Source organism: Micromonospora sp. NPDC005203 (genome assembly GCF_042872705.1).
Taxonomy (GTDB): Bacteria; Actinomycetota; Actinomycetes; order Mycobacteriales; family Micromonosporaceae; genus Micromonospora.
The window spans coordinates 314,116-339,845 of record NZ_JBIAKV010000006.1 but is presented as its reverse complement, the minus strand read 5'-3'; the positions used below and the strand labels follow the sequence as shown (position 1 = coordinate 339,845).

Genomic DNA, 25,730 nt, shown 5'->3' with positions numbered 1-25,730 from the left:
GACATGCTCCGTCCGACACCGTTCGACCTCGCCACCGGAACGCTGCTCGGTGTCGCCGCGCCACGGCCGCGTCGCCCCGTGCCGTCCGGCGTGCCGGACCCGTTGGGCGCGCTCGACACCGCCGTGCTGGCCGGCCTGACCCGCCCACCGTGTGTGGTGAGCTTCTCCGGTGGGCTGGACTCGTCGCTGATCCTGGCGGTGGCCGTTCGGGCTGCCCGCCGGGAGGGGCTGCCGGACCCGGTCCCGGTGACCTGGCGGTTCAGCGGGGCTCCCCGGGCGGACGAGTCGGACTGGCAGCACCGGGTGATCGGGGCACTGGGGATCGGCGGTTCGTGGCAGGTCCTGCGGGCCGATGACGAGCTGGATCTGGTCGGGCCGGTGGCCCGCCGGCTGCTGCACCACCACGGAGTGGTCCATCCGGTCAACCTGCACCTGCACCTGCCCCTGGCCGAGTTGGCCGCCGGCGGAGCGCTGCTCACCGGCGGTGGTGGCGACCAGATGCTGGCCGGCTGGCGCCGCCCGCCGGCCACGTCACTGCGCGCCCGGCTGTGGTGGCTGCGGCACACCGCACGGACGAGGCGGGGGCCGGCGGAGGTGTTTCCGTGGCTGCGTCCGACGGTGGCCCGCGAGGTGCACCGGGCGCACCGGGCGGAGCAGCGCGCCGAACCGCGCCGTCTGCGTCACCGGATCGCCTGGCACGCCCGGCGTCGGGACCTGCGGATGACCTGCTCGGCACTGTCGACGCTGGCCACCGAGCACCGGGCGGTGGCGATCCATCCCCTGCTGGACGAGGGATTCCTGGCCGCGCTGACGTCGCGGTTCGGCGATCGTCGGGATGCCGGCCGGGACGACCTGCTCGCCGCCATCGTCCGGGACACCATGCCGGCGGAGGTCACCGCACCGCGCCGTAAGGCCCGGTTCCTCGAGGTGTTCTTCCGGGCGCCCACCCGCGAGTTCGTCCGCTCGTGGGACGGCACCGGAGCCGACCCGGAGCTGGTGGACGTGGACGCGTTGCGCGAGCTCTGGACCCGCTGGCCGATCCCGGGCGGCACGGCCAGCCTGGTGCAACAGCTCTGGCTGGCCGCCAACCCCGCCGGGCCGACGGACCCGGCGCAGAGTTCCACCGATGTGGAGGTCACCTCATGACGCAGCAGGACATCGTGCACCGGGTCGACCCGGACCGGGTCGCTTGGCGGATGGCCGGCGACGAGGTGGTGGTCCTGGACACCAGCAACTCGGTCTACTTCGGGCTGGCGTCCTCCGGTGCGCTGCTCTGGCAACGGCTGGTGCACGGCGCCACCGACACCGAGTTGGTCAGCACGCTGGTGGCCGCCACCGCCGTGGACCGGGACCGGGCCCGCGCCGACGTGGCCGCCTTCCTGGCCGACCTGCGCGGCCACGGGCTGCTGCTTCAGCGACCCTGACCAGCCCTCGCCAGCCAGTGCTCGGGCGTCGGGTGGCGCAGGATCTCGACCATCTCCTCCCGCTCGGCGTCGGTTTCCCCATCCAGCCAGGCGTGGGCGTGGAAGCCGGCGCTGGGCGCGGTCACCCCGATCACCACGGTACGGCGGATACGCTGCCCGGCGTACCAGCGTTGCAGCACCAGCGAGCGTTGCAGGCAGCTCGCCTCGGTGCGGCGCAGCACGCCCAGCACCACCGAGCGGTGTGCTGCCGCGCCCGGTGGCGGGGTCGGCAGCCGGACGGACGCCAGGTCCTGTCGGGTGAGCTGGCGACGGACCGACCACACCGCACGGAGGGTCCACACCGCGGCCCGTACCGCCGGCAGCCCGCCCCGCCGGACCATCCGCACCAAGGCATGCGGCGCGGTCGCTCGCTCAGCCACCGTCGCTCCGGTGGGCTTCGCGCAGTTCGGCGAGCGCGGTCGGCAGCCGCCCGGCGTTCCGGGCGAGCCGGGCCAGGTGCGCCAGCAGCAGCCCGACCGGGCCGCTGCGGGCCAGCGGGCTGGCGTGCCGCATCGACGCTGGCGCCGGGAACAGTCGTGGGCCGAGGTGGCGCAGCCGGTCGGCCACGGTGGGCAGCTCGGCGAGCTGGGCCATCGCCACGGCGGCGGGCGACGCCCGGTGGGCCCGCAACCGCAGCGCAGCCGTGCTGCGCCCGGGTAGGCCCAACGTCGCGGCCAGGGCCACGCCGGCCGGTGCCAGGCGCAGGCCGAGCGCGAACGACGGGGTCGCGCCGACGCGCGCGGCGACGTCGGCAGCCGGCCGCCAGACGTCGACGGGAAAGACGGTCAATGCCCGCAGCAGGTCGGTACGGGGCCGGTCGGACCGGCCTGGCGCGGCGGCGTGCAGCGCCACCAACAGGGCGGCGCCCGCCGGGTCCGGTACGGCGACAGTGCCCCCGGCCAGCGCCATCCGCTCCGCCGAGGTGGACAGCACGCTCCACAGCGCCTCGGGGTCGGTCGCGCCGTGGAAGCCCCGGTGCAGGTCGACGGTGAGCGGCAGCGGGCCGGGCAGCCGCCACGGCCGCTCGTACCAGTGCGACCGGTGGTCGGGGCGGCCCTCGGGGAGGGCGCTGTGGCAGCCGAGGTCGACAAGCGTCCGCTGCGCGAGGTCGAACGAGGCGGGGGCGACCAGCAGGTCGATGTCGGTGTAGAGCCGGTGCCGTTCCTGGCCCAGCCGGCGGGCGAGCCCGGCCCCCTTGAGCAGCACGGCCTGCACACCGCGTTCGCCGAGTGCGGCGGAGACGGTCGCGGCGGCCCTGTCGAGGCTCAGGCAGCGGACGGCCTCGGGCAGCGCGGTCACCGGGTCGCCCCGACGGCCTGGGCGGCGGCGGTCGTGTCGACGAGCAGTCGGTGGGTGTCGTCGAGCGCGGCCCAGTCACGCGGCCGGGTCAGTTCCCACGCCGGCAAGGCCGCGATCGACAGCAGTGCGGCCGCGTCGGAGGGCAACTGACCGAACGACCGCAGGCCGGCGAGCCGGGCCAGCAGGCTCGCGCCCGGCAGTCGCGTGCGGGTGACCGCGGCACCCCAGCGCAGGAAGAACCAGCCGCCAAGCGGAACGCGGGACGTGATCGGCGGCAGCGCGACCCGCAGCCGTTCACCGCCGCGGACCGCCCGGGCGGGCAGCGCCACCCCCGGCACGGGCTGCCGTAGGTCGACGCAGCGTGGGCCGGCGAGGGCATCGGCGCGGTCGACGACCAGGATGTCGTCGGTCAGGATCGGCACACCCCGGGCGGCCAGGGCAGCGACCAGGCTGCTCTTGCCGGCGGTACGCGGGCCGAGCACCGCCCAGGCCCGACCGGCGAGGACGAAGGCCCCACTGTGGAAGGTTTCCCGGCCGACCCAACGGTTGAGCGTGGTCGCCACCGGGGCGAGGTAGGGGTGGGCCAGCACGTCCGGCGTGAGCGGGGGGCCGTAGAAGGTGGCGGTGCCCCGCAGCCGGTCCAGGGCGAGGGTTCGCCCGTCGGCGAGGATCCTCGTCCCCTGACGCCCGTCCAGGGGGACCGGCGGCGGCGCCGGCTGGTCGAGCTGTCGAACGCGCACCGCGGGCCAGTCGAGGGCGTCGTCGTCGACCGGCGAGAGTTCGACGACCTCGTCCAGCCCGTGCACCCGCAGCCCATACACACCTCGGCCGGGTGTCGGCATGCTCCCCCCGTTCACAGGGTCGTCAACGATCATTGGTGGTGACACGGCGCGGGTGGCGCTCGTGGTGACACGCCGCCCGCACCGTCACCGGGCGAGCGTCAGCGCAGCGTGCCGCTGATGATGCTCAATTTCCTGGAGTCGGCCAGCCGTCGGGCGTCGAGAGCGTTCTGCTTGGCAGCGGCCTTGCCGCCCTTCTTGGCCAGCGACGCCTTGGCCGCCTTCGCCACGGCGAGTGACGGCGCACCACCCAGCGCGTCGACGTTGTAGCCGACCCAGAAGGGACCGGGCGTGTCGACGGCGAACGTCAGCGCTATGTGCACCGAAGCGCCGGGAGCCAGCCCGCCCAGCTCGAGCGGAATGCTCAGCGTCGTGCACAGGCCACCACCGGGCGGGCTGGTGGCCGGCGCGTCCATCGACAGGTTGCGCACCACAAGCGTCCGTCCGTCGCTGACCGTGATCGAGCTGCTCGGCATGGCCGGGTTGATCAGTCGCAGGTTGGCGTGCGCGGCCGGACTCACACCATTTTGCAGCGGGGCACCGTTCACCTGACTGAGCGCGGTGATCCGGATCCGGGCCTGCGTGATCGGGGCGAGGGACCGGTTGGTGATGGTCCGCCGGATGACCAGCCGGCCCGGGGCACGCACCCGGTTGGGTTCGGCCGACTGGGCCACGTTCGAGTCGAGCAGGGTCGACTGCATCGAAGCGTTCTGCTCGTAGGTGCCGAGGGTGTTGTGTGGTGACGGCGAGCCCAGGGCGGACGGGACCCCGTTGATCGGCCCGTGCACGGTGGCCGCCAGCCGGAAATCAGTCGCGTTGTCGTTGGTGTCGAACGGTACGGCGGCGACTCTGGAGCGGATCCAGGCGTGGTTCACGAACGGCGGGCTGCCGAAGCCCGGCAGGGCCGCGCCCTCGGCGTAGCCGGGCGTCGATCCCGCGGCGTCGACGACCGTCTGGGCGGCGTCCGGAGCGATCAGCCGCAGGCCACCCTGCCCCAGGCTGGGCACGACGAGGTCGGCCTGGATGTTGGTCAGGGAGTAGTCGGCCCCGGCCAGCAACCAACCGCGCCTCGGTGGCAGCGGGCGCTCGGTGCCGGGGATCACCACGGAGATCCCGCCGGGAGCCTGGAACTTGAACCCCGCGATCGGCAGGTCCAGGGCCGTGTTGTTGACCACCGAAACGAACTGGTCGGCGAGTCCGGAGATGCCGGACTGGGCGAACTGCTCGATCAACAGTTGCCCCGGCGCGGCGGACACCTCGATGGTGACGGTGTTCGACAGCGCCTCGGCGTGCGGGTTGTTGCCGTCGTACTGGGCCCGGAACCGGTTGACGCCGAAGGCCGGCATCTGGAGGTCGAACGAGGCGGCGTTGAGCGTCAGCGGGTACGTCCCGAGCGGAGTCTCGACACCGTTGGGCCGCTCGTCGATGAGCGACACGGTGCCGTTGGCGATGCCTGGGCCCACCAGAACCTCGAAGTGCACTGCCGTACCAAAGGTCGCGGCGTTCGTGGACGCGGTCAGCGTGACCACGCTTGCCGGCTGGATGACCAGGCGGATCGCCTTGGTGGTGCTGAAGCCGTTGGCGTCCGTCACCCGGATGGTGGACAGGTAGGCGCCTGCCACGGTGGGCCGGCCGGAGAGCAGGCCGGTCCCCGGGGCCAGGGTCAGCCCCGGCGGCAGCGCGCCGGAGGCGAGAGACCAGGTGAACGGCGCGGTGCCGCCGGTCACGGTGAGCTGGTCGGCGTACGCGCCGCCGACCTCACCCAGCGGTGGCGCCGGGAAGTTGAGCACGGGCTCGTGATTGACGGTCAGCACGATCAGCCGGGTACCGACCTTGTCGACGGCACCGACCACGCCGATCACCACCGGGTAGATGCCCGCCGTGGTGGGCACGCCGGAGATGCCACCCGACGATGGGTTCAGGATGAGCCCCGGCGGGAGCGTCCCGGACGCCACCGACCAGGTGAAGGGCGGTTCACCGTGGGTGATGTTCAGTGCCACGGCGAAGGCGACGCCGACGGTTGCGGCGCTCGGCGCGTCGAACAGCAGCGTCGGTGAGACGTTGGCGGTGACCTCGTGCGACAGGGCCGACTCCGGGCCGGTGCCCTCGGCGGTACGGGCGGCCACCGTGAATCGGTAGGTGATGGTCGGGGTTAGGCCGGTGACGGTCTGCGTGCTGGCCGGGCCGAAGGTCTGGGCCGCCTGGCGCACTCCGCCGATCCACGGGGTGACCTCGTAGCCGGTGATGGGTGACCCGCCGTCCGGGCCGGGCGTCCAGCTCAACACGGCCATGGCGGTGTCGGCGGTGACCGCGATGATGGTCGGCGCGCCCGGCAGCGCCATGATCTTGGCGGCCTTGGAGGGCTTGCTGGCCGGGCCCGTGCCCTCGGCGTTCTTCGCGGCGACGGTGAAGGTGTAGGTGCCCCTGGCAGTCAGCCCGCCGACCTTCTGGGTGGTCTCCGACGCGTCGAAGACCACCGTCTTCGCCTGCTTGCCGTTGCGGTACGCGGTGACCAGGTAGCCGGTGAGGGCCGAGCCGCGGTCAGCCGGCGCCTGCCATCTCACCGTCGCCGTTCCGGCTCGCCAGGAGGCGGTCGGCTTGGCCGGGGCGGCCGGTGGCTGCGCCGGGGCGGCCGCCCCGGCGATCCGTTCCAGGGTGACGGCAGGCGCTGCCACCGGCGCGGACGCGGGTGTGGGGGTGCGACTCGGGGCGCGGGCCGAGGCCGCCGCGGGAGCGACGAGCAGGCTGACGATCAGCGCCAGTATTGCGGCGCAGGCCGTGACAGCCCGTGGACGGGCACGGAGCACTGGGGACATGAATGTTTTCTCCCTCTCCCGGGACGAGGACCACCGCGGATGGGGGAAGGGGACAGGCGACCGGCTGATGGTGCGTGGCGGCCACGTGCCTGAGACCCCCGGCCGCGGGGCCGACTGGCGGAAATCCGACCGTCACTCACGGAACGGCTTTCACGTACTGAGTGACGTATCTCTATCCATTCCTACCAGTTTTCCCAGCTCAGGCGACATCTAGATAATGGGAGTGTCGTCCCGTGGGTGGAGGCTGTCCGAAACCCGACTGCCGTCGCGTCCCTGGTGGGCGGACGCGACGGCAGGGTCGAGTCAGTCCTGGCGCACCGCGAGCTGAAGCTCGGTGACGCCCTTCTCCGGCTGGTCCGGGCAGTAGTCCAGGTACACCTCGCGGGCGAACCCGTCGGCGCGGTAGCCGTTGTCGTCGATCCAGCGGGCGAGCACCTGCATGCTCTGGTCGACGTCGTCCATCGCGCCATGATGGACGATCGTCGCGGCGGCGCCCAACGCGGGCAGGTCGCGGACCTCGACATCGAGACGGGTCGACACCCCGACGGCGACGATCACCCCGGCGTGCACCAGCACCGCCTCGCCCTCGCCGTCGACGGCTGGCTCGTACCAGGCGACTGTCGGCCCGGTCGGGGTGATCCCGGCGTCGGCCAGCCGGCGGAACAACTCCGGATAGAGCGGCCCGATCACCGGGCCGATGTCCTGGCTCTGGTAACTCGGGGCGACCGCGGTCACCTCCGCGACGCGCACCGCTGCGATCTCCTTCAGAACGACGTCCTGCGTACTCATCGTGCCCTCCGACTCGATCATCCGGAGCCTCGCCTCGACCGCGACCAGCCGGGCGGCGTCCGCGGCCAGTTGCTCTTCCAACTGGGTACGCCGCAACCGCAGCATGCCGCGCAGCTCGACCACGTCGACGGCGTCGTCGACGATGACCCGCACCTGCTCCAGGGTGAGGCCCAACTCCTTCAGGGCGATCACCCGGTTGAGCCGGCGCAGCTGGTCCGCGCGGTAGAACCGGTATCCGGTGTGCCTGTCGACGACGGCCGGACGCAGCAGCCCGATGCTGTCGTAGTGACGCAGCATTCGCACCGACACCCGGCCCAGTCGGGCGAAGTCTCCGATGGTGAACATGGTCCCCTCACGCTCGTCCCTGACACGGTGTCAGAGTCAAGCGTCGGGTCAACCGACCGACGAGCGGCGGGCCGGGCGCGGGCCGACCAACCGGCGGACCATCGGCGCGGCGTTCCATTTGGCGGCGCCGACCAGGTCGCGGGCGTGCTCCAGGACCGTGTAGTCGGGCCGGTCGAGCCCGTCGGCGATCGCCCGTTCGAGGTCGTTGCCGCACCGGCTCAGCACGGTGTCGAAGTCGCGGCGCACCGGCTCCTGCAGGTCGTAGCCGAAGGAGCGGTGCAGCCGGGCGAACAGCGGCTTGTAGAGCCGGACCCGCTCGTGCAACCCCGACGAGTACGACATCGGGTTCTTCGGCCGGCGCAGGATGTAGTCGGGCAGCACGTCGGCGAACGCCCGTCGGACGATCCACTTCTCCTGCCCGTCGCGCAGTTTCAGACTCAGCGGCAGCCGCATGGCCAACTCCACCACGCTGAGGTCGAGAAACGGCACCCGGGCCTCCACCCCGTGGGCCATGGCGGCCCGGTCGACCCGCTGCAACTCGGTGCGGCACAGGTTGCGGATCCGGTGCAGGAACAGCCGGCGGGCCGCGGCCGGGCCGACCTGGTGGTACATCGGGTACCCACCGAACAGCTCGTCGGAGCCGTCGCCGGTCAGCACCACCTTGATGCCCAGGTCACGCAGGCGCCGGAAAATGGGGACCGACACGACGGCGTTGATGATGTCGCCGTACTCCGTCAACTCGGAGATCCGGATCGCCTCGCGCACGTCGGCGAGCCGGATGTCGCGCGGACGCAGCTCGACCACGACGTGCGGCACCTCGAGGTCGGCGGCGAGCCGCCGGGCGTACGCGACGTCGGGGCTGTCCGCGACGCCGACAGTCACCGCGACGCAGTCCGGGTGGATATCGCGCACCTGCCGCAGCATCAGCGAGCTGTCCAGCCCTCCGGAGAGCACCACCCCGACGGTCAGGTCGGTCTCCACCCGCATCCGGATGGCGTCGCTCAGCGCGGCACGCACGAGCAGGGCGGCCTCCTCCGGGTCGTCGATGACCGGCAGGCCCGCGCCGATGGTGAGCAGATCGACGTACGGGCGCAGTCGCACGTGCCCGTCCGCCTCCACCCAGCCGTGGTGCCCGGGCGGCACCTCGACGATCGGGGCGCCGTGCCCGACGAGCGCCTTGACCTCGGAGGCGAGGTGCAGGCAGCCGGGCCGACGGGACCAGTACAGCGGTTTGACCCCGAGTGGGTCGCGGGCCAGGTAGGCCCGGCCGGTGCTGCGCTGCACGGCGGCGAACGCGTACTCGCCACGCAGTCGGGTCACCGCCGCCTCGCCCCACTGTTGGAACGCGGCGAGCAGCACCTCGGTGTCACCCTCGGTGCGGAACGCCTGACCCAGGCGGGTCAGTTGCGCGCGCAGCTCCCGGTAGTTGAAGATCTCGCCGTTGAAGCAGAGCAGCCAGCGCTCGTCGGTCGAGGTCCACGGTTGCACCGCCCGGTCCCGGTCAACGACGCGCAGGCGGCGGGTGCCGGCGAGCAGCCCTCGCTCCGACCGGGTTTCGGTGACCTCGCCGCGTGGGGCCAGGACGGCGAGCATCCGCCGGAAGGTCGCCGGGTCGGCCTCGGGGCCGATGCTCAACGCGATGCCGCACACCGGCTCAGACCCCCATCTCGGCCTCGTACGCGCGGCGGAAGCGACGCCGGGCGGTGGGCGCGAGGCACAGGTGCCACGCCTGCCCCTCGTCGATCACGTTGACCTCACCAGCCTCCTGCCGGGCCAGCAGCAGTTCCGCCAGCGCCTGGCGCGCGCCGAACCGTTCGAACCAGTTCAGCTCGACGTCGACGGAGTAGCCGAGGCAGTGCCCGCTGGGCAACATCGCGGCGTAACCCAGCCGGCGCAGCCGGTACTGGTGTTCGGCACTGCGGACCAGGCTGGTCACCCACAGCGGCGGGGTGTTCGTCGGCGCGGCGGCGGCGAACTCCCGCGCGAGGTCGTTGAGTAGCGCCACCACCTCCCGACGGGCACGACGGAACAGCAGCCCGGCGGTCTGCGGGGCGGCATCCGGGCGCAGTCGACGTCGCAGCCCGCGGGCGGCGCGGCCCAGCAACGTGGCGGGCTGCTCCTGGTAGCGGAACCGCAGCAGGTCGCGGCGGCGCAGCCACTCCAGGTCGACCAACTCGGCGCTGCCGTTGACCTGGTCGTCGGTGACGAACGTCGGGGCGTCCTGCCACCACAGCACGTCGATGCGGGAGAGCAGGTAGATCCGCACCAGCGCGCTCAGGTCACGCGCCGAGGTGCGCTCATTGGGCTGGTAGCGGGCCATCTCCAGCAGCAGCGTCTCGCGCGCCCCGAGCAGCCCCTGGGGGGTGGCGTCGAGGACGGCGGCGAGGGCCGGCTCCCGCAACCGTTCGTCGACGAGCACCTGGCGGGCCCGGGTGCTCGCCGCGTCGGCCAGGGCGCCCACCTCGATCAGCAGTTCGGCGACGGCTGCCCGGTAGGCGGCCAGGTCGGGCTCGGCGGCGGACCGGCGGCGCGCGGTGCTGCCGGAGGGCCGGCGGCGGGGCGGCGCGGTGGGTGAGACGGGCGAACCAGGTTGCTGTCCCGGACTACGGCTGGGCACTCGCATGACGGGGGTCCCTTCTCCGCTCGCGGCACTGGGTGGATCGCCCTGAAACCCACCGTAATCAGCCGGACCGGGATGGATCGAACAATCCTCCGATTCACCCCTAACGGAACTGGACCTCGCGCTCGCCGCTACGCCGAACGGCGGCACCTGGCATACCAGCGAGTGATCAGACGCTGACGGATTGCCGCCATACTTCGTCAATGGCTGACCAATTCGGCGGGGTCAATCCCTTCGCGACGACCGCACTGCGGACCGCTCTGGTGATCGTCGCGCACCCGGACGACGAGGCACTGCTCTGCGGCGGCACCATCGCCCGGATGACCCAGGCCGGGATGGACGTCCACGTCGCCTCCCTGTCGCGCGGGAGTCAGGGCCGGGACAAGGCGTTCGACGCCTGCTGCGAGATCCTCGGGGCAACCGGCGAGGTGGGCGACCTGGCCTCCAACGACCTACGTACCGGCGGGGACCTGGTCACCATCACGGACGCGTTGATCGACGCCCGCCGCCCGGACGTGGTGATCACCCACGGTCCCGGCGCCGGGCAGAACCAGGACCACAGCGCGATCTGCCACGCCGTGCGGATCACCGTCAGCCGCAGCCGGCACCCCGCGATGCTCCTCCTCGGCCACCCGACCTTCGCCACGACGGACTTCCGCCCGACCTTCTTCGTGGACGTCACGAACGTCTGGTGCGCCAAGATGAAGGCGCTCGCCGCGTACCGGCAGATCCTCGATCGGGACTACATGACGGAGGAGTACCTGCGGGTCAAGAGTCGGTGGTGGGCACAGGTGGCAGGCCGCGACCGAGGGCTGTGCGAGGCCTTCGAGGTCGGCCTGTGGCGTCCCGCGCCGGCCTAGCTCCGGTCGCGCTGGCCGAGCGCCAGGCCCTGCACCTCGGCGTACGACGGCAGGCCCGACGGGCTGACCGGCCCGCCCGCGCGGGCCGCGTCGGCGGCGGCGACGGCCGCGGCAAGCGCGGCCCGAAACAGCAGGGAGCCGGTGCTGACCCGGGCGACGCCGGCCGCGCCCAGCTCGTCCAGGGCCGGCCCGCCCGGCTGGTACAGCGCGTTCAGCGGAGCGTCGATCCGCTCGCTGAGCACCCGCAGCGTCCCCAGGTCGACGGTGCCGGGCACGAAGATCCCGTCCGCCCCGGCAGCCCGGTAGGCACGGGCGCGGGCCAGGGTCCGCGGCAACGGGTCCGGCACCCCGAGCCACCACGTGTCGACGCGGGCGTTGACGAACAGGTCCGGCACCGCCGCCTTCACGGCCGCGACCTTCTCCGCGACGCACCCCGGATCGGCAAGCGTGCCGTCGGCGCACCCGTCCTCCAGGTTGATCCCGACCACGCCCAGCCCGGCCAGCTCCGCCACGTACCCGGCGACCGCCGCCGGGTCGTCATCGAACCCGGCCTCGACGTCGACGCTGAGCAGCACCGGCAGGCGGGCCAACCGGCGGGCCAGGGCCAGGGTCTCCCCCGCGGTGGCCGCGGCGCCGTCGGGTCGCCCGGCGGCCGCGGCGACGCCGAGGCTGGTGGTGCCGATCGCCGGGTGCCCGCGCGCCGCGAGGGCCGCCGCCGACGCGTGGTCCCAGGCGTTCGGCAGCAGCAGCGGCCGGCCGCCGTGGTGCAGGGCGCGGAACTGCGCACGCCGTCCGGTCATCGGACGCTCACCTCCAGGGTCGTCGCCACCGCCAGGGTCGGGTGCGGCTCGTGGCACAGCGGGACCCGGGTGCGCTGACAGCGTTCGCGCAGCACGTCGAGCACCCCGGTGGCGAGCGCCAGGGCGTGCCGGTCGCCGGGGCAGCCGCGCTCCCCCGCCCCGAAGGTCAGCAGACCGGCACCGGGACGACCCGGCCGGAACGCCGCCGGCTCCGCGAACACCGCCGGGTCACGATTCGCCGCGTCGAAGCGGAGAAGCACCGGGCTGTCCGCCGGCAGTTCCCGCCCGCCCAGTCGCACCCCGCTCGCGGTGACCCGCCGGGTCGCCCGTACCGGCGGGTCGAGCCGCAGCACCTCGGCCAGCAAATCTGCCGTCCGCACCGCGCCCGCACCGTCGCCGCCCGGCCGGGGCAGCAGGTGGTGGGCGGCGGCGCCGATCAGACCGGCGGTCGCGTCGCACGCCTGGACCAGCAGGCCGATCATGTTCGCGCGTACCTCCGGCGCCGCCGGCGGCACCTCCGCCAGCAGCGTCGCCACCGCCCGGTCGGCCCGCCGGACCGCTGCCACGTCAACCCCCGGGTGGTACGCCGCCGCGACGACCGCGACCGCCGTCCCGGCGGCTGCCGGATCGGCGAGACCGAGGCGCCCGGCCAGCACCCGCAACGGCACCGACCGGGCCAGTTCGCGCATGACGTCGAGGCGGTCACCGGCGCGGTCCAGGACGCCGCCGGTCAGCCGGGCCGCCTCCTGCCGCAGCTCGTCCGGGTCCAGCGCGTCCAGCGCGCTGACCACGATCGAGCGGCGCTCGACGTGCCGTCGCGGCGAGCTGAACCTGCTCACCAAGGCGCGCAGCCAGGCGAGCGTGCCGGGTGGGCCGCTCTCGACCGCCGGAACCCGGAAGGCCGGCTCGGTCAGCGCCGCCCGTACGTCGGCGTGCCGGGTCACCCACCAGCCGCGCTCGGGTGCGAACGAGGGTGGGCCGCACGTCGGCGTTGCGGCGGCGGGTGCGATGTCGGGCCAGGTGTCGGTCACCGCCCGACGGTAGAACCCGGACCCTTCGGCCCCCGCCGAACGATCCCGCCCGGCCCGCGTGCCGGGCGGGCGGGTCAGGCGCGGCCGCCGCCGGGCACCGGGGGCGGGGTGGGCGCGAGGGTCGACGCGGGGACGGCAAGGGTCTCGGCGAGCGCGGTACGGCCGGTCGGGGTGAGTCGGACCGCGCGACCGGTGCCCGAGGTGATCCAACCCAGGTCGGTGAATCGGCCGCGCAACGCCGCGCCGAGCCCTCCGGCCAGGTGCGGGCGGCGCTCGGTCCAGTCCAGGCAGTCGCGGACCACCGGGCGTCGGGCGGTGCGCAGGGCATCCACCGGTACGCCCAACCCGGCCGCCCACGCCCAGCCCGCGGCGGTCACCGTCAGGCCGCTGGAGCGGTCCAGTCGTCCGTCGGCCACCAACGCGTCGTACATCAGCACGCCCACCCGTCCGGCCAGGTGGTCGTAGCAGGTCCGGGCGTACGTCAGGGCGGCGCTGGCGGTGGCCGCGCGCAACGACCCGGCGGGCGCCGGTGGGGCCGGAGCGTGCCCGGCCAGATCCTCGATCAGCTGGGCCACCGACGGCCCGGCCAGCCGCAGGTAGCGGTGGCGGCCCTGCCTCTCCTCGACAAGCAGGCCGCCGTGGACCAGTCGGGTGAGGTGGTCGCTGGCTGTCGACGGCGCGACACCGGCTCGTCGGGCCAGCTCGCCGGCCGTCCAGGCCCGACCGTCGAGCAACGCCACACAGATGCCGGCCCGGGTGCCGTCGGCCAGCAGGGCCGCCAACTCGGCCATCGCGCGACCCTCGGTGCCTGCACTCATGCCGCCATCATCGTCCCGGCGTCCGGCGTACCGACCATCCGGGTCCGGCCCACGCCCGCAGCGTCACCCACTCACGGTCCATCAGCGCACTGGCGGGCGTGGTGTTCCGCTGCCGCGTGCCACCAGGCGGGCGGGCTCGGGTCCGTGGCCGTCGCTGTCGGCTGGTCCGGGTGCAGGCCGAGTCGGCGCAGTGCGGCAGCCTGGACACGAATGCCGACCCAGCCGTGCCATCGACCGTCGTCGCGCACACCACAGGTCAGGTCGACGGCAACCGCGTCTACCGCGAAGGGCAGCCAGTCGATACCCCGATCCCGCAGTCAAGCGCGGACGGCCGCCATCGGCTGCGGGCATCCGCTGGTGTTCGGATAGGCCGCGATGGTGACCCACTCAGTTGGCGCAGCGCTCATGCCGAGCATGATCCCCGATGTCGCCCCGCACCGGAAGTGGGATCCGTGGACCGTCGGCGATGTCGGCGGCCCCGGCAGGTGCCGGCGGACGGGGGTCAGCGCAGGTGGCGGACCAGGCGGGCAATGATTCGGGCGCGGACCCGCCGCACCACGCCCGGCTTCCGTAGGCGGGTCCGCTCCGGCTCATCCCACCAGGTCAGCTTCCGGCGGGCGGCGAGGTCCACAAGGGCCGGATCGACCTGGCCGAGCTGCGCCTCTCCCTCGTGCCACTCGTGCAGGTCCCGGATCGCCGCGCGCAGCTCGTCGCGTTCCAGCGGGTCCGCGGTCTGCTCCGCGGCCTGCGAGAGGGCGGCCTCCGCCTGCGTGGCCCGGACGGAGAACACGCTCAGCAGGCTCATCGAGGCATGACGTACCGCGGGCTGCGCCGCGGTGAGCAGCGCCGCGAAGAGCACATGCGCGTCCTGCACGGCCCGGTGACTCGCGGTCTCCAATGGCACGGTCTCACCCCGGTAGCTGACGATGAAGTCGGCTGGCGCACCCGCCGCGCAGATATGCCAGAGCACCCGCAGACCGCGCACCTGACCGGCGGCGCTCCAGCCGGGCAGGGCGCCCACGATCGCGGCGGCGACCGGCGGCGCCGCTTCGTAGAGGCCCCCGTCCGGTGCCACCTCGCCCACGAGGTGTTGGAAGGCCTGCTCGCCGTCGGCGCTGCCCGGCTGGGCGTCGAGCCGGCTGATGGCAGCGGGCAGCGCCGACGCCCGGCCCGAGGCCGCGCGCAACGAACCCCAGTCGACAACCATCGACCCACGGTACGCGCTGACCGGTCACCGTCGTCGCCGCTGCCGCCAGCCCGCCGTGGTGCGGACGGCCACCCGGCAGGCGTCCACCAGATCAGCGTCGAGTTCGACGGCGTGCCGCGCCCGGTACTCCGCCGGCATCGACACCTTCCGGCCCTCGGACGCGACCCGCTCGACCCAGCCGCCGCGCAGCACGTGCGGCGTGAGCACCTGATCCGCGCTGTCCAGGTCGGCGAGGAGCGTCGGCAGGTCGATCCGGTCCTCCTGCCGACCGCCGAGCCCCGCGAAGATCCTCTGGTACGGGCCGCCCTCGTACCCCACCGTGGACGAGACGCCCAGCAGCACCCGACCCTCGGCCGGCGGGCCGACCGCCGGTGGCACCTCGCCGGCCCGCAGGGCGTGGAACGGGAGCATGGCGAACCACCCGTGCGCCGACCAGAGGATGAGCGTCCTGGCGGGCGGGCTGACGTGCACCCGCCACGCGTCCCCGCGCACACCCGTCCAGTCCGGCCACCGCCGGCAGAAATAGTCACCGGCACCACTCGCCCACCGGCGGGCGAGGCCCGACTCCCGCAGGCACCTGAGGTGGCACTGGCCGTACCGGTCGTCGGTGCCGGACCGGTCCGGTCCGAGGAAGTAGGGCGCCAGGTAGAAGTCCTGACCCGCCAGGCCGAGCGACAGCCGGCCGCAGAAGCAGCACTGTTCAGGGACACCCGCGTCGCGCACCTGAACGTCGTGGGAACCGACATCCCGCACCCGGAACCCCCGCTCCGACGACTGGGCGCTGACCCTAGCGGAGCCGGGTCAGCGGCGTCACCGTCCGGTCCGATCCGTCGTAGCTGCGGGCGGCGTCGAAGTCCCCCGTCGGGCGCTGCCCGCCCGCGACGCCCCGGGCCGCCCGCAGGTCCGCGTCGCGGAACCGCAGGGCCAGGCTCAGGTGCGGCACCCACGCCCCCGGGGCGTGCCACGGGCGGTGCCCGTCGGCCTCGGCGAGGACGTCCCAGACGGCGGCGTGCAGCCGGGTCAGCGCCGGCGTCGGCCGGACGAGCCAGACCAGCGGGGCGCTGCCGTCGAGGACGACGACGCGGTCTAGCGCGACCGGCACCGGCAGCGCGGCGTCGAACACCTCGGCCAGGCGGTCTTCGACCCCGGGCGGAAACTCGTCGACGGCGGCGAGGGTCAGGTGCGGCCGGTTGGTCGGGTGGATGTTGCGAGCCAGGCTGGGCAACCCGGCGGCGGCCAACCGCTGCCAGACCGCCCGGACCGCGACCTCCAGGCCAGGCGAGCAGACCAGTTCCACCGTACGCACGCGCCCACGCTAGCCGGACCGTGGCCGTCATCCGGACGGATCGGTGTCCTGGTTCCTGAGCGGTGCCGGATCGTTCGCTCAGGCGAAGAAGATCTCGTCGGGAACCGCGGTGTCCCCGTGCTCCCCCAGCAACGGGGACGGGTCAGCCGGCGAGACACCGACCTCGGCCCAGTAGACCCGGCCGGCCACCACATAATCCGTGGCCCGGTCGCGATCGAGGAGGAACATCGTCCCGTACGGCCAGCGCATCCCGAGGCGTTCCTCCTCGGCGGCCTTCTGCTCGGCGGAGGCAACCCGGAGTGCGAACCGACGGCAGACGTCCGGAACGCAGATCCGCGAGACGTTGTGGAACACCAGGTCCAGCACCCGGAGGTCGTCGTCGCCCTCCTGGTCGCCGATGATGCCCCGCAGGTGCAGCTTGCTGTGACCGACGTCCATCGACCAGGGCTTGACCACTCCCTCGATCCGCAGGGGCAGATCTCCATGGACGATCCGCGGCCCGCTGACCTGCCGCCACCCGTCGGCTACGTTCACCGCGCGCCCTCGCCCTCTCGTCACTCGTCCAACTGTCGCCGCACGGACCTGCCCGCCCGCCTCGCGCGGCGGGGCAGCCAGAGCCCGCCGACAACCAGCACCACGATCACAAGGAGGAGCAGCCAGCGCATCTCGGCCTCCGATTCCGGGCACCCATGACACCTCGGGACGTCGCTCCTCATTGCCCGGCAACCGGCCGCCCCCAAACCGGTACGCCATCGGCCGACGCCCGACGGGGCGAAGGTCGACGGCCCCTTCCGGTGTGGCCAGTGTCAGCGATCCGAGGTGGCGCGATCCCACGCCACGACGTACGAGCTAGTGCTGGGCTCGCGTGAATGCGACGAAGCCTCGCCACGCCCCCGGCGCGAAGGCCAACGTGGCGCCGTCACGGTCCTTCGTGTCCCGAACCAGGACGACGCCCGGAAGGTTGTCGGCGACCTCCACGCACGATCCCCCGTTGTTGCCGCTCTTGGTGCTCTTGCGCCACCGCGCACCGGTCACGTCCATGATGATGCCGCTTCCCTGAGCAGGTCTAGGGACTGTCCGCGCGAGAGAGTCTCCCCGCGAATGCGTTCCCATCGTCGGTCCAGGGTAGCAATTTCGACCTGCTGCTCCGTTATCTGCGCCTGCGCCTGACCGTCGATGTGGGCGACGCGTCCGCCGCCCTCCAACTCCGCGACGATGAACGGTCCGCCCAGGCCCGGGTACATGCCGACTGTGGTCGGCACGACGTAGACCTGCACCGACGGCAGTTGCCCACACGCGACGAGATGCTCGCACTGCTCACGCATGAGATCGCGATCGCCGTACGCCGAACGCCGCACCACGGCCTCGTCCAGCACGGCGATCAGGAGCGGCGGCTGGTCGCGGTGGAGGATGGTCTGCCGTCCGATGCGTGCCTGCACGAGACGATCGACCTCCTCGCCGGACAGTGATTCCCCCGCCAGCGTCGCCCGCGCGTACGCCTCGGTCTGCAGGAGACCAGGCACCCAGGCCAGCTCGAACCAGCGCAGCGCGACCGCCTCCCGTTCCCAGTCGACCCACGCCCGCAACCAGATCGGATCGCGCCGCTTCAGGACGTCCGGCCACAGGTCGATTACCTCACGGCCGAGGATCGCCGCGACCTGGGCACGGTGTCGTGTCTGCGGAATTCGTCCAGGGTTTGCCCAACGGGCCGCCGTCTTCGGGTCGACACCGGTCTGAGCGGCGAGAGAGTCGGCGGTCTCACCACATTGGGTCATGGCTTCCACGACGGCGTGATTCATCCTCTGTCCTCCCGGGATATCCCGAACACCCATTGACCATAGTGCGACGCTGTGTGATTGCGTCGCAACGATCGGCGGATGTCGGTTGAGAGTGTGGGTCGTCACCGGGGGCACGCTCGCGCCAAGACACGGCGGCGGCGTACGTGGTGGCAACGCGGAGGTAGCCACGGAAGCGGTCAGAGCCAGCCGTTGTCCCGGGCGGCGCGGACCGCCTCGGCTCGGTCGGCCGCGCCGAGCTTCTGCACGGCGGCGGACAGGTGGTTGCGGACGGTGCCGATGGACAGATGCACCCGGCGGGCGATCACCGCGACCGGGGCGCCGAACTCGGCCAGCCGCAACGTCTCCAGTTCCCGAGGCGTCAGCGGGCACGCGGGCAGGGTCAACGCGTCGGCGGCCAGCGACGGATCGACGTACCGGCCGCCGGCGTGCACCCGGCGGATCACGTCGGCGAGCGCGCCGCCCGGCGAGCCCTTGGGCACGAAACCGCGCGCCCCGGCGGTCAACGCCTGCCGCAGGTGCCCGGGACGACCGTGCCCGGTCAGCACGACCACCGCGCACTCGGGACGGACCCGGGTCAGCTCGGCGGCCACCGCGATGCCGTCCAGACCGGGCATCTCCAGGTCCACCACCGCCACGTCCGGACGATGCGCGAGCGTCGCGGTCACCGCCGTGGCTCCGTCGGCGGCCTGGGCCACCACGTCGATGTCCGGTTCGAGGCCGAGCAGCGCGGCGACCGCGACCCGGATCAGCTCCTCGTCGTCGGCGAGCAGGACCCGGATCACGACGGCACCGGCACGGTCGCCTCCAGGGTGAACACCCTGTCCTCCCGGCGGACCCGCAGCTCTCCCCCGACGGCGGCCAGCCGGTCGGCCAGGCCGCGCAGGCCGTGGCTGTGCTCGTCCGGGCCGTTGTCGTCGGCACCGTCGTTGGCGACTGTCATCCTGGCCCCGTTCTCGTCGCGCTCGATGTGGATCCGGCACCACTCGGCCCGGCTGTGTCGCAGCACGTTGGTGCCCGCCTCGCGCAGCACCGCCGCCAGTTCGGTGGCGGCCGGCTGCGGCAGGTCGACGTGTGGCGGCACCGTGCAGCGCACCCCGCAGGAGCGCAGCACGTCTGCCACGGCGGCCAGTTGCTCGCCGAGGTCGACGGCCCGGTAGCCGTGCACGCTCTCGCGGACCTCGGTGAGCGCGGAGGCGGCCAACCGTTGCACCTCGGCGGCCTCCCGCCCGGCTCGCTCCGGGTCGACGGGTGCGAGCCGCGCGGCGAGTTCGGCCTTCAGCGCGATCACGGTGAGACTGTGCCCCAACAGGTCGTGCACGTCCCGGGCGAAGCGCAGCCGCTCCTCGGCGGCGGCCAGCCGGGCCTGGGCGGTCTGACCCTGCCGAGCCTCCACCAGCAGACCCCAGAACCAGACCTGGAACCAGTTGACCGCGGCCACGCCCACCCCGATGCCGCCGGTCACGGCCAGGGACCGCCCCAGGGACCCGCCGGTCCACCAGGCCACCACCGCCGACACGAGCAGGGTGCCGGCGGTGACCGCCAGCGCGCCCGGGAGGCGGACCAGTAAGGGCGCCATCCCCACCAGGGAGGCCCCGATCCACGCCCAGGTCGGCCAGGCCCCGGCCGCCACCGGGGCCACCAACGGCACGGTCAGCGCCGCCACGACGACCAACCCGAGCTGAGCGCGACGTCGCCACCGGTGCGCGAGCCAGGGGGTGACCGCCGCGTACAGCACAGCGGTCTGGGTGGCCGCGAAGAGGAGGATCCCGACCGCGCCGAGCACGACGCGGACGGCGGACGGCTCCCGGGTCAGGCCGACCGCGGGCAGCAGGACGCTCGCCCACACGCCGGTGGCAAGCGACAGCAGTGTCGCCTGCCGGGCCCGGTGCAGCCGGCGGTCCGCCCGGGGGGTCACCGCCTCGTCCGCCACGCACCGATCCTAGGACCGCCCGGCGCACGGTCCACCCGTGCGAGACGTCATGGTTGGACCGTGTGATCCGCACGGCATTCCGGTGATGGACGAGCCTGCCGACCGCACCGGGACACCGGCAGGGTCAACGGTATGGAAAACACACGGGTGTACGCGGACAGCATGGTCGTACCGTCTCCCCCGCCGACGCCGGCGGCGCCCGGCGCCGGCACGCGGCGGCTGTGGTGGCACCTGGCCGAGATGGCGCTGGCGATGGTCGGCGGGATGCTGCTGCTCGGGCCCCTGTGGGACGCTGCCGGCGTCCTGCTCGGGCTGACCGGGACGCTGGGCCGGCCGGACGTCGCCGCGCTGGTGATGGCCACGAACATGACGGTCGGGATGACGGTGTGGATGCGCTACCGGGCGCACCACTGGCGTGGGGTCGCCGAGATGGCCGCGGCGATGTACGTGCCGTTCCTGTTGGTGCTCGTACCGTTCTGGGCGGGCCGGCTGGGTGCGGACGCCCTGATGCTCGGCGGTCACCTGCTGATGGTGCCGGCGATGGTGCTGGTGGCGGTGCGTCATCGGCACGAGACGCCGGTGGCGGTACGCCGGCACCCGGTCGTGACGGCGCTGGCCCACCGCTGGCCGGCCGGGCTGGCGCTGCTGCTGACGGTGGAGCTGTGGGTCGACCCGAGGATACTCAGCCCGTGGACGATGCTGGTGCTGCCCGGCGGGTACCTGCTGATCGGCCTGATCCGACGCACCCTGCGCGGGCCGGGCGTGCTCGCCACCCAACTGGTCGGTCTGGTCGTCTGGGTGGGGCTGACGCTGACCGCGGTCACGGTCGGGGGTCAGGTCGCCGCGTGGCTGGTGGCGCTCGGGTGGCTGGTGCACGCCGGGTGGGACCTGGTCCACCACCGCACCGGCCGGGTGGTGCCACGCGGGTACGCCGAGTGGTGCGGCGTGCTCGACCTGACGCTGGGGGGCATCATGATCGTGGCAATCCTGAGCGGCGCCGCCTGACGGGGGCGACCTTGTGGGGGTGCCGCTGGGCGCCGATCGCACTCTTGTGGCGGTCGGCGCAGTGGCCTGGACGGCGTAATGAAAGGCTTGACCCATGAGTTCCGCACCTGCACAGCACGACGCACCGACTGACGCACCGACTGACGCCGCCCCCGCCGGCGCCGAAGAGGTGTACGCCTTCACCGAGCTCGGGCTGCGTCCCGAGCTGCTGGGCGCGCTGTCCGCCCTCGGCTACGAGGAGCCGACCCCGATCCAGCGGGAGGCGATCCCACCACTGCTCGAGGGGCGGGACCTGCTGGGCCAGGCAGCCACCGGCACCGGCAAGACGGCGGCGTTCGCGCTCCCGCTGCTGAACCTCATGACGCCCCACCGCCGCGACGGCGACCCGGTGGCGCTGGTGCTGGTGCCGACCCGGGAGCTGGCGGTGCAGGTCTCCGAGGCGTTCCACCGCTACGGCAAGGACCTGGGCGCCCGGGTGCTGCCGATCTACGGTGGGCAGCCGATCGGGCGGCAGTTGCGGGCGCTGGACAGCGGCGTCGACGTCGTGGTGGCCACCCCGGGTCGGGCCCTCGACCACATCGCCCGGGGCACCCTGCGCCTGGGTGGCCTGGCCACGGTGGTGCTCGACGAGGCCGACGAGATGCTCGACATGGGCTTCGCCGAGGACATCGAGGCGATCCTGGAGCACGCTCCGGCGCAGCGTCAGACGGTGCTCTTCTCGGCCACCATGCCGTCGCGCATCGACGGGATGGCCCGGCAGCACCTGCGCGAACCGGTCCGGATCGAGATCGGCCGGGAACAGACGGTCGCCGGTGAGGCGCCCCGGGTGCGGCAGAGCGCCTACATCGTGACGCGGGCCCACAAGCCGGCGGCGCTGGGCCGGGTGCTGGACGTGGAGTCCCCCACCGCCGCGATCGTGTTCTGCCGCAGCCGGGAGGAGGTCGACCGGCTGACCGAGACGATGAACGGTCGGGGTTACCGCTCCGAGGCGCTGCACGGCGGGATGAGCCAGGAGCAGCGCGACCGGGTCATGGGCCGGCTGCGGGCGGGCACCGCCGACCTGCTGGTGGCCACCGACGTGGCGGCCCGCGGGCTGGACATCGAGCAGCTCAGCCACGTCGTCAACTACGACGTGCCGTCGGCCCCCGAGTCGTACGTGCACCGGATCGGTCGGGTGGGCCGGGCCGGCCGCGAGGGCGTGGCGATCACTCTCGCCGAGCCGCGCGAGCACCGGATGCTCAAGACCATCGAGCGGGTAACCGGTCAGCGGATCACCATCGACAAGATCCCCACCGTGGCCGACATGCGCACCCGACGGTTGGAGCTGACCCAGGCGGCGCTGCGGGAGAGCCTGCTGGAGGACGACCTCGACCCGTTCCGGGTGATCGTGGAGACGCTCACCGACGAGTTCGACCTGATGGAGGTCGCCCTCGCCGCCGTGAAGCTGGCCCACGAGGTGACGTCGCCGGGCTCCGACGACGAGGTGGAGATCCCGCAGGCGCCGGTGCGCGGTCCGCGCGAGGGTCGACCGGAGAGCGGCGGCCGCGGCGGCGACCGGCGGGGCGGGGGCCGGCCGCGCTCGGGCGGCGGCAACACCGTCCAGGTCTTCGTCGGCCTGGGCCGGCGGGCCGGGGTGCGCCCGCAGGATCTGGTGGGCGCGATCACCGGGGAGACCGGGATCCGTGGCCGGGACATCGGCTCGATCGAGATCGCCGACCGGTTCTCGTTGGTGGAGGTGCCGCAGGGGGTGGCCGACGAGGTGATCTCCGGGCTGCGGCAGAGCACGATCAAGGGCCGCAAGGCCACCGTGCGCCGCGACCGCGGGGGCGAGGACCGCGGGGGCGACGAGCGCTGAGTGCGCCGCCGGCGACCGCCGGAGTACGACGGTCGCCGGCGCGGCGGATCAGAGGGAGTACGGGCCGAACCGACCCCAGGCCACCACGGCGGCGAGCACGAGCAGCACCGCGCAGGTGATCGCGCCTTGCAGCTCCTTACGACGCTGCTCCGCCGTGTCCTGCTTCTTCCTGTCGCGCAGGTGCACGAGGATGCCGCCGATCATGACGATGACCAGCCCGGTGGCGGCGAGCGGGGTGAGCACGGTGGCGATGCCGGTGAGTGGGGGCAGGACCAGCCCGATGGCGGCCAGCACCTCGACGGCGCCGAGCGCCTTGACCTGGGTCGGCGGGACCGGGTCGACCCACCGCATCAGCTCGCGCAGCTTGTCCTTGGGCTGGGTCAGCTTGGCCAGGCCGGCGCCGAGGAAGACGACAGCGAGCAGGATCTGGATGATCCCGAGCACCAGGTTCACGGGGGTTACCTCCGGGGGCACCGCCTCGCGGCGGAGAGGTGGTTGAGGGTTCAGGCGAGACAGTAGACCTGTTCCGCGACAACCAAGGACCCCCGCCGTCTGCACTGACGGCGGGGGTCCTTGGTTGTCGGAGCGTCAGACCGTGAAGAGCGCCGGCCCGTCAAGCGTCGTGACGTCGGCCGGGCGCAACGCCAGGGCGAGCACGTCGGCCACGTCGGCCAGGGTGTGCACGGTCAGCGCCTCGCGCACCTCGGCCGGCAGGTCGTCCAGGTCGGGCTCGTTACGCGCCGGGATGATCACCTCGGTGAGGCCGGCCCGGTGCGCGGCGAGCAGCTTCTGCTTCACCCCGCCGATCGGCAGCACCCGGCCGGAGAGCGTCACCTCGCCAGTCATCCCGAACTCCGGGCGGACCGGCCGGCCGGTGACCAGCGACGCCAGGGCCGTGACCATGGTGATGCCGGCGCTCGGGCCGTCCTTGGGCACCGCGCCCGCTGGGAAGTGGACGTGGATCCGGCGTCCGGCGAGGACGTTCGGGTCGATGCCGAACCGGCGCCCGTTGGAGCGCAGGTACGACAGGGCGATGTGCGCCGACTCCTTCATCACGTCGCCGAGCTGGCCGGTCAGGGTCAGCCCCGGCTCGCCCTCCATGCTCGTCGCCTCGATGAAGAGCACGTCGCCACCGGCCCCGGTGACGGCGAGGCCGGTCGCCACGCCGGGCACGGCGGTACGCTCCGCCGATTCCGGGGTGAACTTCGGCCGCCCCAGGTAGCGGGTGAGGTTGTCGGTGTCGACGCGGACCGGCGACGGGTCGGTCGCCAGCGTCACCGCCACCTTGCGCAGGATCTTGGCGAGGCCACGTTCGAGCTGCCGGACTCCGGCCTCCCGGGTGTACTCCCCCGCGATCTGCGCCAACGCCTCGTCGGCGATCTCCACCTCGTCAGCGGTCAGCCCGGCCCGCTCCCGCTGCCGGGGCAGCAGGTGGTCGCGGGCGATGCCGACCTTCTCGTCCTCGGTGTAGCCGTCCAGGGTGACCAGCTCCATCCGGTCCAGCAGCGGACCGGGGATGGACTCCACCACGTTGGCGGTGGCCAGGAACAGCACGTCGGACAGGTCCAGGTCGACCTCCAGGTAGTGGTCCCGGAAGGTGTGGTTCTGGGCGGGGTCGAGCACCTCCAGCAGGGCGGCGGCCGGGTCACCGGCGTAGCCGGCGGCCAGCTTGTCCACCTCGTCGAGGAGCACGACCGGGTTCATCGAGCCGGCCTCGCGCAGGGCGCGGACGATCCGACCGGGCAGCGCGCCGACGTAGGTGCGCCGATGACCGCGGATCTCCGCCTCGTCGCGGACGCCGCCGAGCGACACCCGGACGAAGTTGCGCCCGAGCGCGCGTGCCACGGACTCGCCGAGGCTGGTCTTGCCGACCCCGGGAGGGCCGGCGAGGGCGAGCACCGCGCCGGAGCCGCGACCGCCGACCACACCGAGGTTGCGCTCGGCCCGTCGGTTGCGCACGGCCAGGTACTCCAGGATGCGGTCCTTCACGTCGGCCAGGCCGGTGTGGTCGGCGTCGAGCACCGCCCGGGCCGCGGCCAGGTCGGTGTTGTCCTCGGTACGCGTGCCCCACGGCATTTCGAGCACGGTGTCGAGCCAGGTGCGGATCCAGCCGGCCTCCGGGGAGGCGTCGCTGGCCCGCTCCAGCTTGCCGACCTCGCGCAGGGCCGCCTCGCGCACCTTCTCCGGCAGCTCGGCGGACTCGACCCGGGAGCGATAGTCGGCCGAGCCGTCCGGCTCGTCCTCACCCAGCTCCCTGCGGATCGCGGCGAGCTGCTGGCGCAGCAGGAACTCCCGCTGGGACTTCTCCAGCCCCTCGCGGACGTCACTGTTGATCTGCTCGGTGACCTCCTGCTCGGCCAGGTAGTCCTTCACCCAGCCGACCAGCAGCTCCAGCCGGGCGGTGACGTCCGGCGCCCCGAGCAGCTCGGTCTTCTGGTCCAGGGTCAACCAGGGCGCGTAACCGGCGGAGTCGGCCAACTCGGACAGGTCGGTCATCCGCTCCACCGCGTCGATGACCTGCCAGGCGCCCCGTTGCTGGAGCACGGAGGTCACCAGGGCGCGGTACTCGCGGGCGAGTTCCCGGGCGCGGCCGGCGGGAGCGGGTTCGTCGAGTTCGGTCGCCTCGACCCAGAGGGCAGCGCCGGGGCCGGGCACGCCAGAGCCGATCCGGGCCCGGGACAGGCCACGGATGACGGCGGCGGGCTCACCCTCGGGCAGCCGGCCAACCTTCTCGATGGTGGCGACGACACCGACCGGGCCGTACTCGCCGTCGATGCGCGGCACGGCCAGCAGTTGGCGATCGCCGGTCGCCCGTGCCGCGTCGATCGCGGCCTGGGTGGTCGGGTCGAGGGTCACCGGGATGACCATGCCGGGCAGCAGCACGGCGTCGGTCAGGGGAAGTACCGGAAGAGTTGCCATCGAACACCTGCTATCGCGTTGAGTTGAGC

At 73.2% G+C, this 25,730-nt stretch carries 25 protein-coding genes; 5 read left to right on the top strand and 20 right to left on the bottom strand.

The window, feature by feature from the left end; translation table 11 throughout:
* Window positions 1-3: 3 nt before the first annotated feature.
* Window positions 4-1,146, top strand: coding sequence for an asparagine synthase-related protein (locus ACFYPM_RS17065; protein WP_387197253.1), 1,143 nt, complete (start codon window positions 4-6; stop codon window positions 1,144-1,146).
* On the top strand, window positions 1,143-1,424 hold the full coding sequence (locus ACFYPM_RS17060; protein ID WP_387197251.1) for a PqqD family protein: 282 nt from the start codon (window positions 1,143-1,145) through the stop codon (window positions 1,422-1,424). Before ACFYPM_RS17065 ends, ACFYPM_RS17060 begins: the two co-directional genes overlap by 4 nt.
* On the opposite strand, the gene ACFYPM_RS17055 is transcribed toward ACFYPM_RS17060, so the two are convergent.
* From ACFYPM_RS17055 to ACFYPM_RS17025, 7 genes are all read right to left on the bottom strand, one after another.
* Window positions 1,412-1,843 (bottom strand): lasso peptide biosynthesis B2 protein, encoded by a 432-nt coding sequence (locus tag ACFYPM_RS17055; protein WP_387197248.1) that lies wholly within the window; start codon window positions 1,841-1,843, stop codon window positions 1,412-1,414. The genes ACFYPM_RS17060 and ACFYPM_RS17055 overlap by 13 nt on opposite strands.
* The gene (locus tag ACFYPM_RS17050) at window positions 1,836-2,762 is read right to left on the bottom strand and encodes a nucleotidyltransferase family protein (protein WP_387197245.1); all 927 of its coding nucleotides are present in this window, start codon (window positions 2,760-2,762) and stop codon (window positions 1,836-1,838) included. Before ACFYPM_RS17050 ends, ACFYPM_RS17055 begins: the two co-directional genes overlap by 8 nt.
* A complete protein-coding gene (locus tag ACFYPM_RS17045; RefSeq protein WP_387197243.1) occupies window positions 2,759-3,604 on the bottom strand; it encodes a hypothetical protein in 846 nt (281 codons plus the stop codon). Before ACFYPM_RS17045 ends, ACFYPM_RS17050 begins: the two co-directional genes overlap by 4 nt.
* 98 nt (window positions 3,605-3,702) lie before the next feature.
* Window positions 3,703-6,417 carry a fibronectin type III domain-containing protein gene (locus tag ACFYPM_RS17040; protein ID WP_387197240.1) on the bottom strand — a complete coding sequence of 905 codons (2,715 nt, stop codon included), beginning with the start codon at window positions 6,415-6,417 and terminating at the stop codon, window positions 3,703-3,705.
* A gap of 303 nt (window positions 6,418-6,720) precedes the next feature.
* Window positions 6,721-7,551: a MerR family transcriptional regulator gene (locus tag ACFYPM_RS17035; protein WP_387197238.1), complete on the bottom strand. Its 831-nt coding sequence runs from the start codon at window positions 7,549-7,551 to the stop codon at window positions 6,721-6,723.
* A 48-nt stretch (window positions 7,552-7,599) separates the two neighbouring features.
* A complete protein-coding gene (locus ACFYPM_RS17030; protein WP_387197235.1) occupies window positions 7,600-9,201 on the bottom strand; it encodes an asparagine synthetase B family protein in 1,602 nt (533 codons plus the stop codon).
* A 4-nt stretch (window positions 9,202-9,205) separates the two neighbouring features.
* Window positions 9,206-10,174 (bottom strand): DUF5715 family protein, encoded by a 969-nt coding sequence (locus tag ACFYPM_RS17025; RefSeq protein ID WP_387197233.1) that lies wholly within the window; start codon window positions 10,172-10,174, stop codon window positions 9,206-9,208.
* Window positions 10,175-10,374: 200 nt separating this feature from the next.
* Between ACFYPM_RS17025 and ACFYPM_RS17020 the strand changes: the two genes are divergently transcribed.
* A complete protein-coding gene (locus ACFYPM_RS17020) occupies window positions 10,375-11,031 on the top strand; it encodes a PIG-L deacetylase family protein (RefSeq protein ID WP_387197230.1) in 657 nt (218 codons plus the stop codon).
* Here ACFYPM_RS17020 and ACFYPM_RS17015 read toward each other — a convergent pair.
* The 11 genes from ACFYPM_RS17015 to ACFYPM_RS16965 form a co-directional block, all read right to left on the bottom strand.
* Entirely contained in the window at window positions 11,028-11,831 is an 804-nt protein-coding gene (locus ACFYPM_RS17015; protein WP_387197228.1) for an isocitrate lyase/phosphoenolpyruvate mutase family protein, read from the bottom strand. The two genes, ACFYPM_RS17020 and ACFYPM_RS17015, sit on opposite strands and share 4 nt — an antisense overlap.
* On the bottom strand, window positions 11,828-12,862 hold the full coding sequence (locus tag ACFYPM_RS17010) for a cytochrome P450 (RefSeq protein ID WP_387197225.1): 1,035 nt from the start codon (window positions 12,860-12,862) through the stop codon (window positions 11,828-11,830). Before ACFYPM_RS17010 ends, ACFYPM_RS17015 begins: the two co-directional genes overlap by 4 nt.
* Window positions 12,863-12,936: 74 nt before the next feature.
* Window positions 12,937-13,680, bottom strand: a complete 744-nt coding sequence (locus ACFYPM_RS17005) for an ArsR/SmtB family transcription factor (RefSeq protein ID WP_387197223.1) — start codon at window positions 13,678-13,680, stop codon at window positions 12,937-12,939.
* Window positions 13,681-14,182: 502 nt separating this feature from the next.
* A complete protein-coding gene (locus tag ACFYPM_RS17000; RefSeq protein WP_387197220.1) occupies window positions 14,183-14,887 on the bottom strand; it encodes a hypothetical protein in 705 nt (234 codons plus the stop codon).
* 24 nt (window positions 14,888-14,911) lie between these two features.
* Entirely contained in the window at window positions 14,912-15,610 is a 699-nt protein-coding gene (locus ACFYPM_RS16995; protein WP_387197217.1) for a hypothetical protein, read from the bottom strand.
* Between the two features lie 64 nt (window positions 15,611-15,674).
* Complete coding sequence (locus ACFYPM_RS16990; RefSeq protein WP_387197214.1) at window positions 15,675-16,193, bottom strand: 2'-5' RNA ligase family protein; 519 nt, start codon at window positions 16,191-16,193, stop codon at window positions 15,675-15,677.
* Between the two features lie 78 nt (window positions 16,194-16,271).
* Window positions 16,272-16,727 carry a hypothetical protein gene (locus ACFYPM_RS16985; protein WP_387197211.1) on the bottom strand — a complete coding sequence of 152 codons (456 nt, stop codon included), beginning with the start codon at window positions 16,725-16,727 and terminating at the stop codon, window positions 16,272-16,274.
* A 315-nt stretch (window positions 16,728-17,042) separates the two neighbouring features.
* Entirely contained in the window at window positions 17,043-17,234 is a 192-nt protein-coding gene (locus ACFYPM_RS16980) for a DUF397 domain-containing protein (protein WP_387197208.1), read from the bottom strand.
* Window positions 17,225-17,992 carry a DUF5753 domain-containing protein gene (locus tag ACFYPM_RS16975; RefSeq protein WP_387197397.1) on the bottom strand — a complete coding sequence of 256 codons (768 nt, stop codon included), beginning with the start codon at window positions 17,990-17,992 and terminating at the stop codon, window positions 17,225-17,227. Before ACFYPM_RS16975 ends, ACFYPM_RS16980 begins: the two co-directional genes overlap by 10 nt.
* Window positions 17,993-18,168: 176 nt before the next feature.
* Entirely contained in the window at window positions 18,169-18,774 is a 606-nt protein-coding gene (locus ACFYPM_RS16970; protein ID WP_387197205.1) for a DNA-binding response regulator, read from the bottom strand.
* On the bottom strand, window positions 18,771-19,922 hold the full coding sequence (locus tag ACFYPM_RS16965; RefSeq protein ID WP_387197203.1) for a histidine kinase: 1,152 nt from the start codon (window positions 19,920-19,922) through the stop codon (window positions 18,771-18,773). The genes ACFYPM_RS16970 and ACFYPM_RS16965 overlap by 4 nt, the downstream gene beginning before the upstream one ends.
* Window positions 19,923-20,054: 132 nt before the next feature.
* On the opposite strand from ACFYPM_RS16965, the gene ACFYPM_RS16960 reads away from it, so the two are divergent.
* Together ACFYPM_RS16960 and ACFYPM_RS16955 are read left to right on the top strand one after the other, a co-directional pair.
* Complete coding sequence (locus ACFYPM_RS16960) at window positions 20,055-20,927, top strand: hypothetical protein (protein ID WP_387197200.1); 873 nt, start codon at window positions 20,055-20,057, stop codon at window positions 20,925-20,927.
* A 94-nt stretch (window positions 20,928-21,021) separates the two neighbouring features.
* Window positions 21,022-22,782 (top strand): DEAD/DEAH box helicase, encoded by a 1,761-nt coding sequence (locus ACFYPM_RS16955; protein ID WP_387197197.1) that lies wholly within the window; start codon window positions 21,022-21,024, stop codon window positions 22,780-22,782.
* Between the two features lie 48 nt (window positions 22,783-22,830).
* On the opposite strand, the gene ACFYPM_RS16950 is transcribed toward ACFYPM_RS16955, so the two are convergent.
* Complete coding sequence (locus ACFYPM_RS16950) at window positions 22,831-23,235, bottom strand: DoxX family protein (protein ID WP_387197194.1); 405 nt, start codon at window positions 23,233-23,235, stop codon at window positions 22,831-22,833.
* Window positions 23,236-23,370: 135 nt separating this feature from the next.
* The gene (gene lon, locus ACFYPM_RS16945; protein ID WP_387197192.1) at window positions 23,371-25,701 is read right to left on the bottom strand and encodes an endopeptidase La; all 2,331 of its coding nucleotides are present in this window, start codon (window positions 25,699-25,701) and stop codon (window positions 23,371-23,373) included.
* Window positions 25,702-25,730 lie beyond the last annotated feature (29 nt).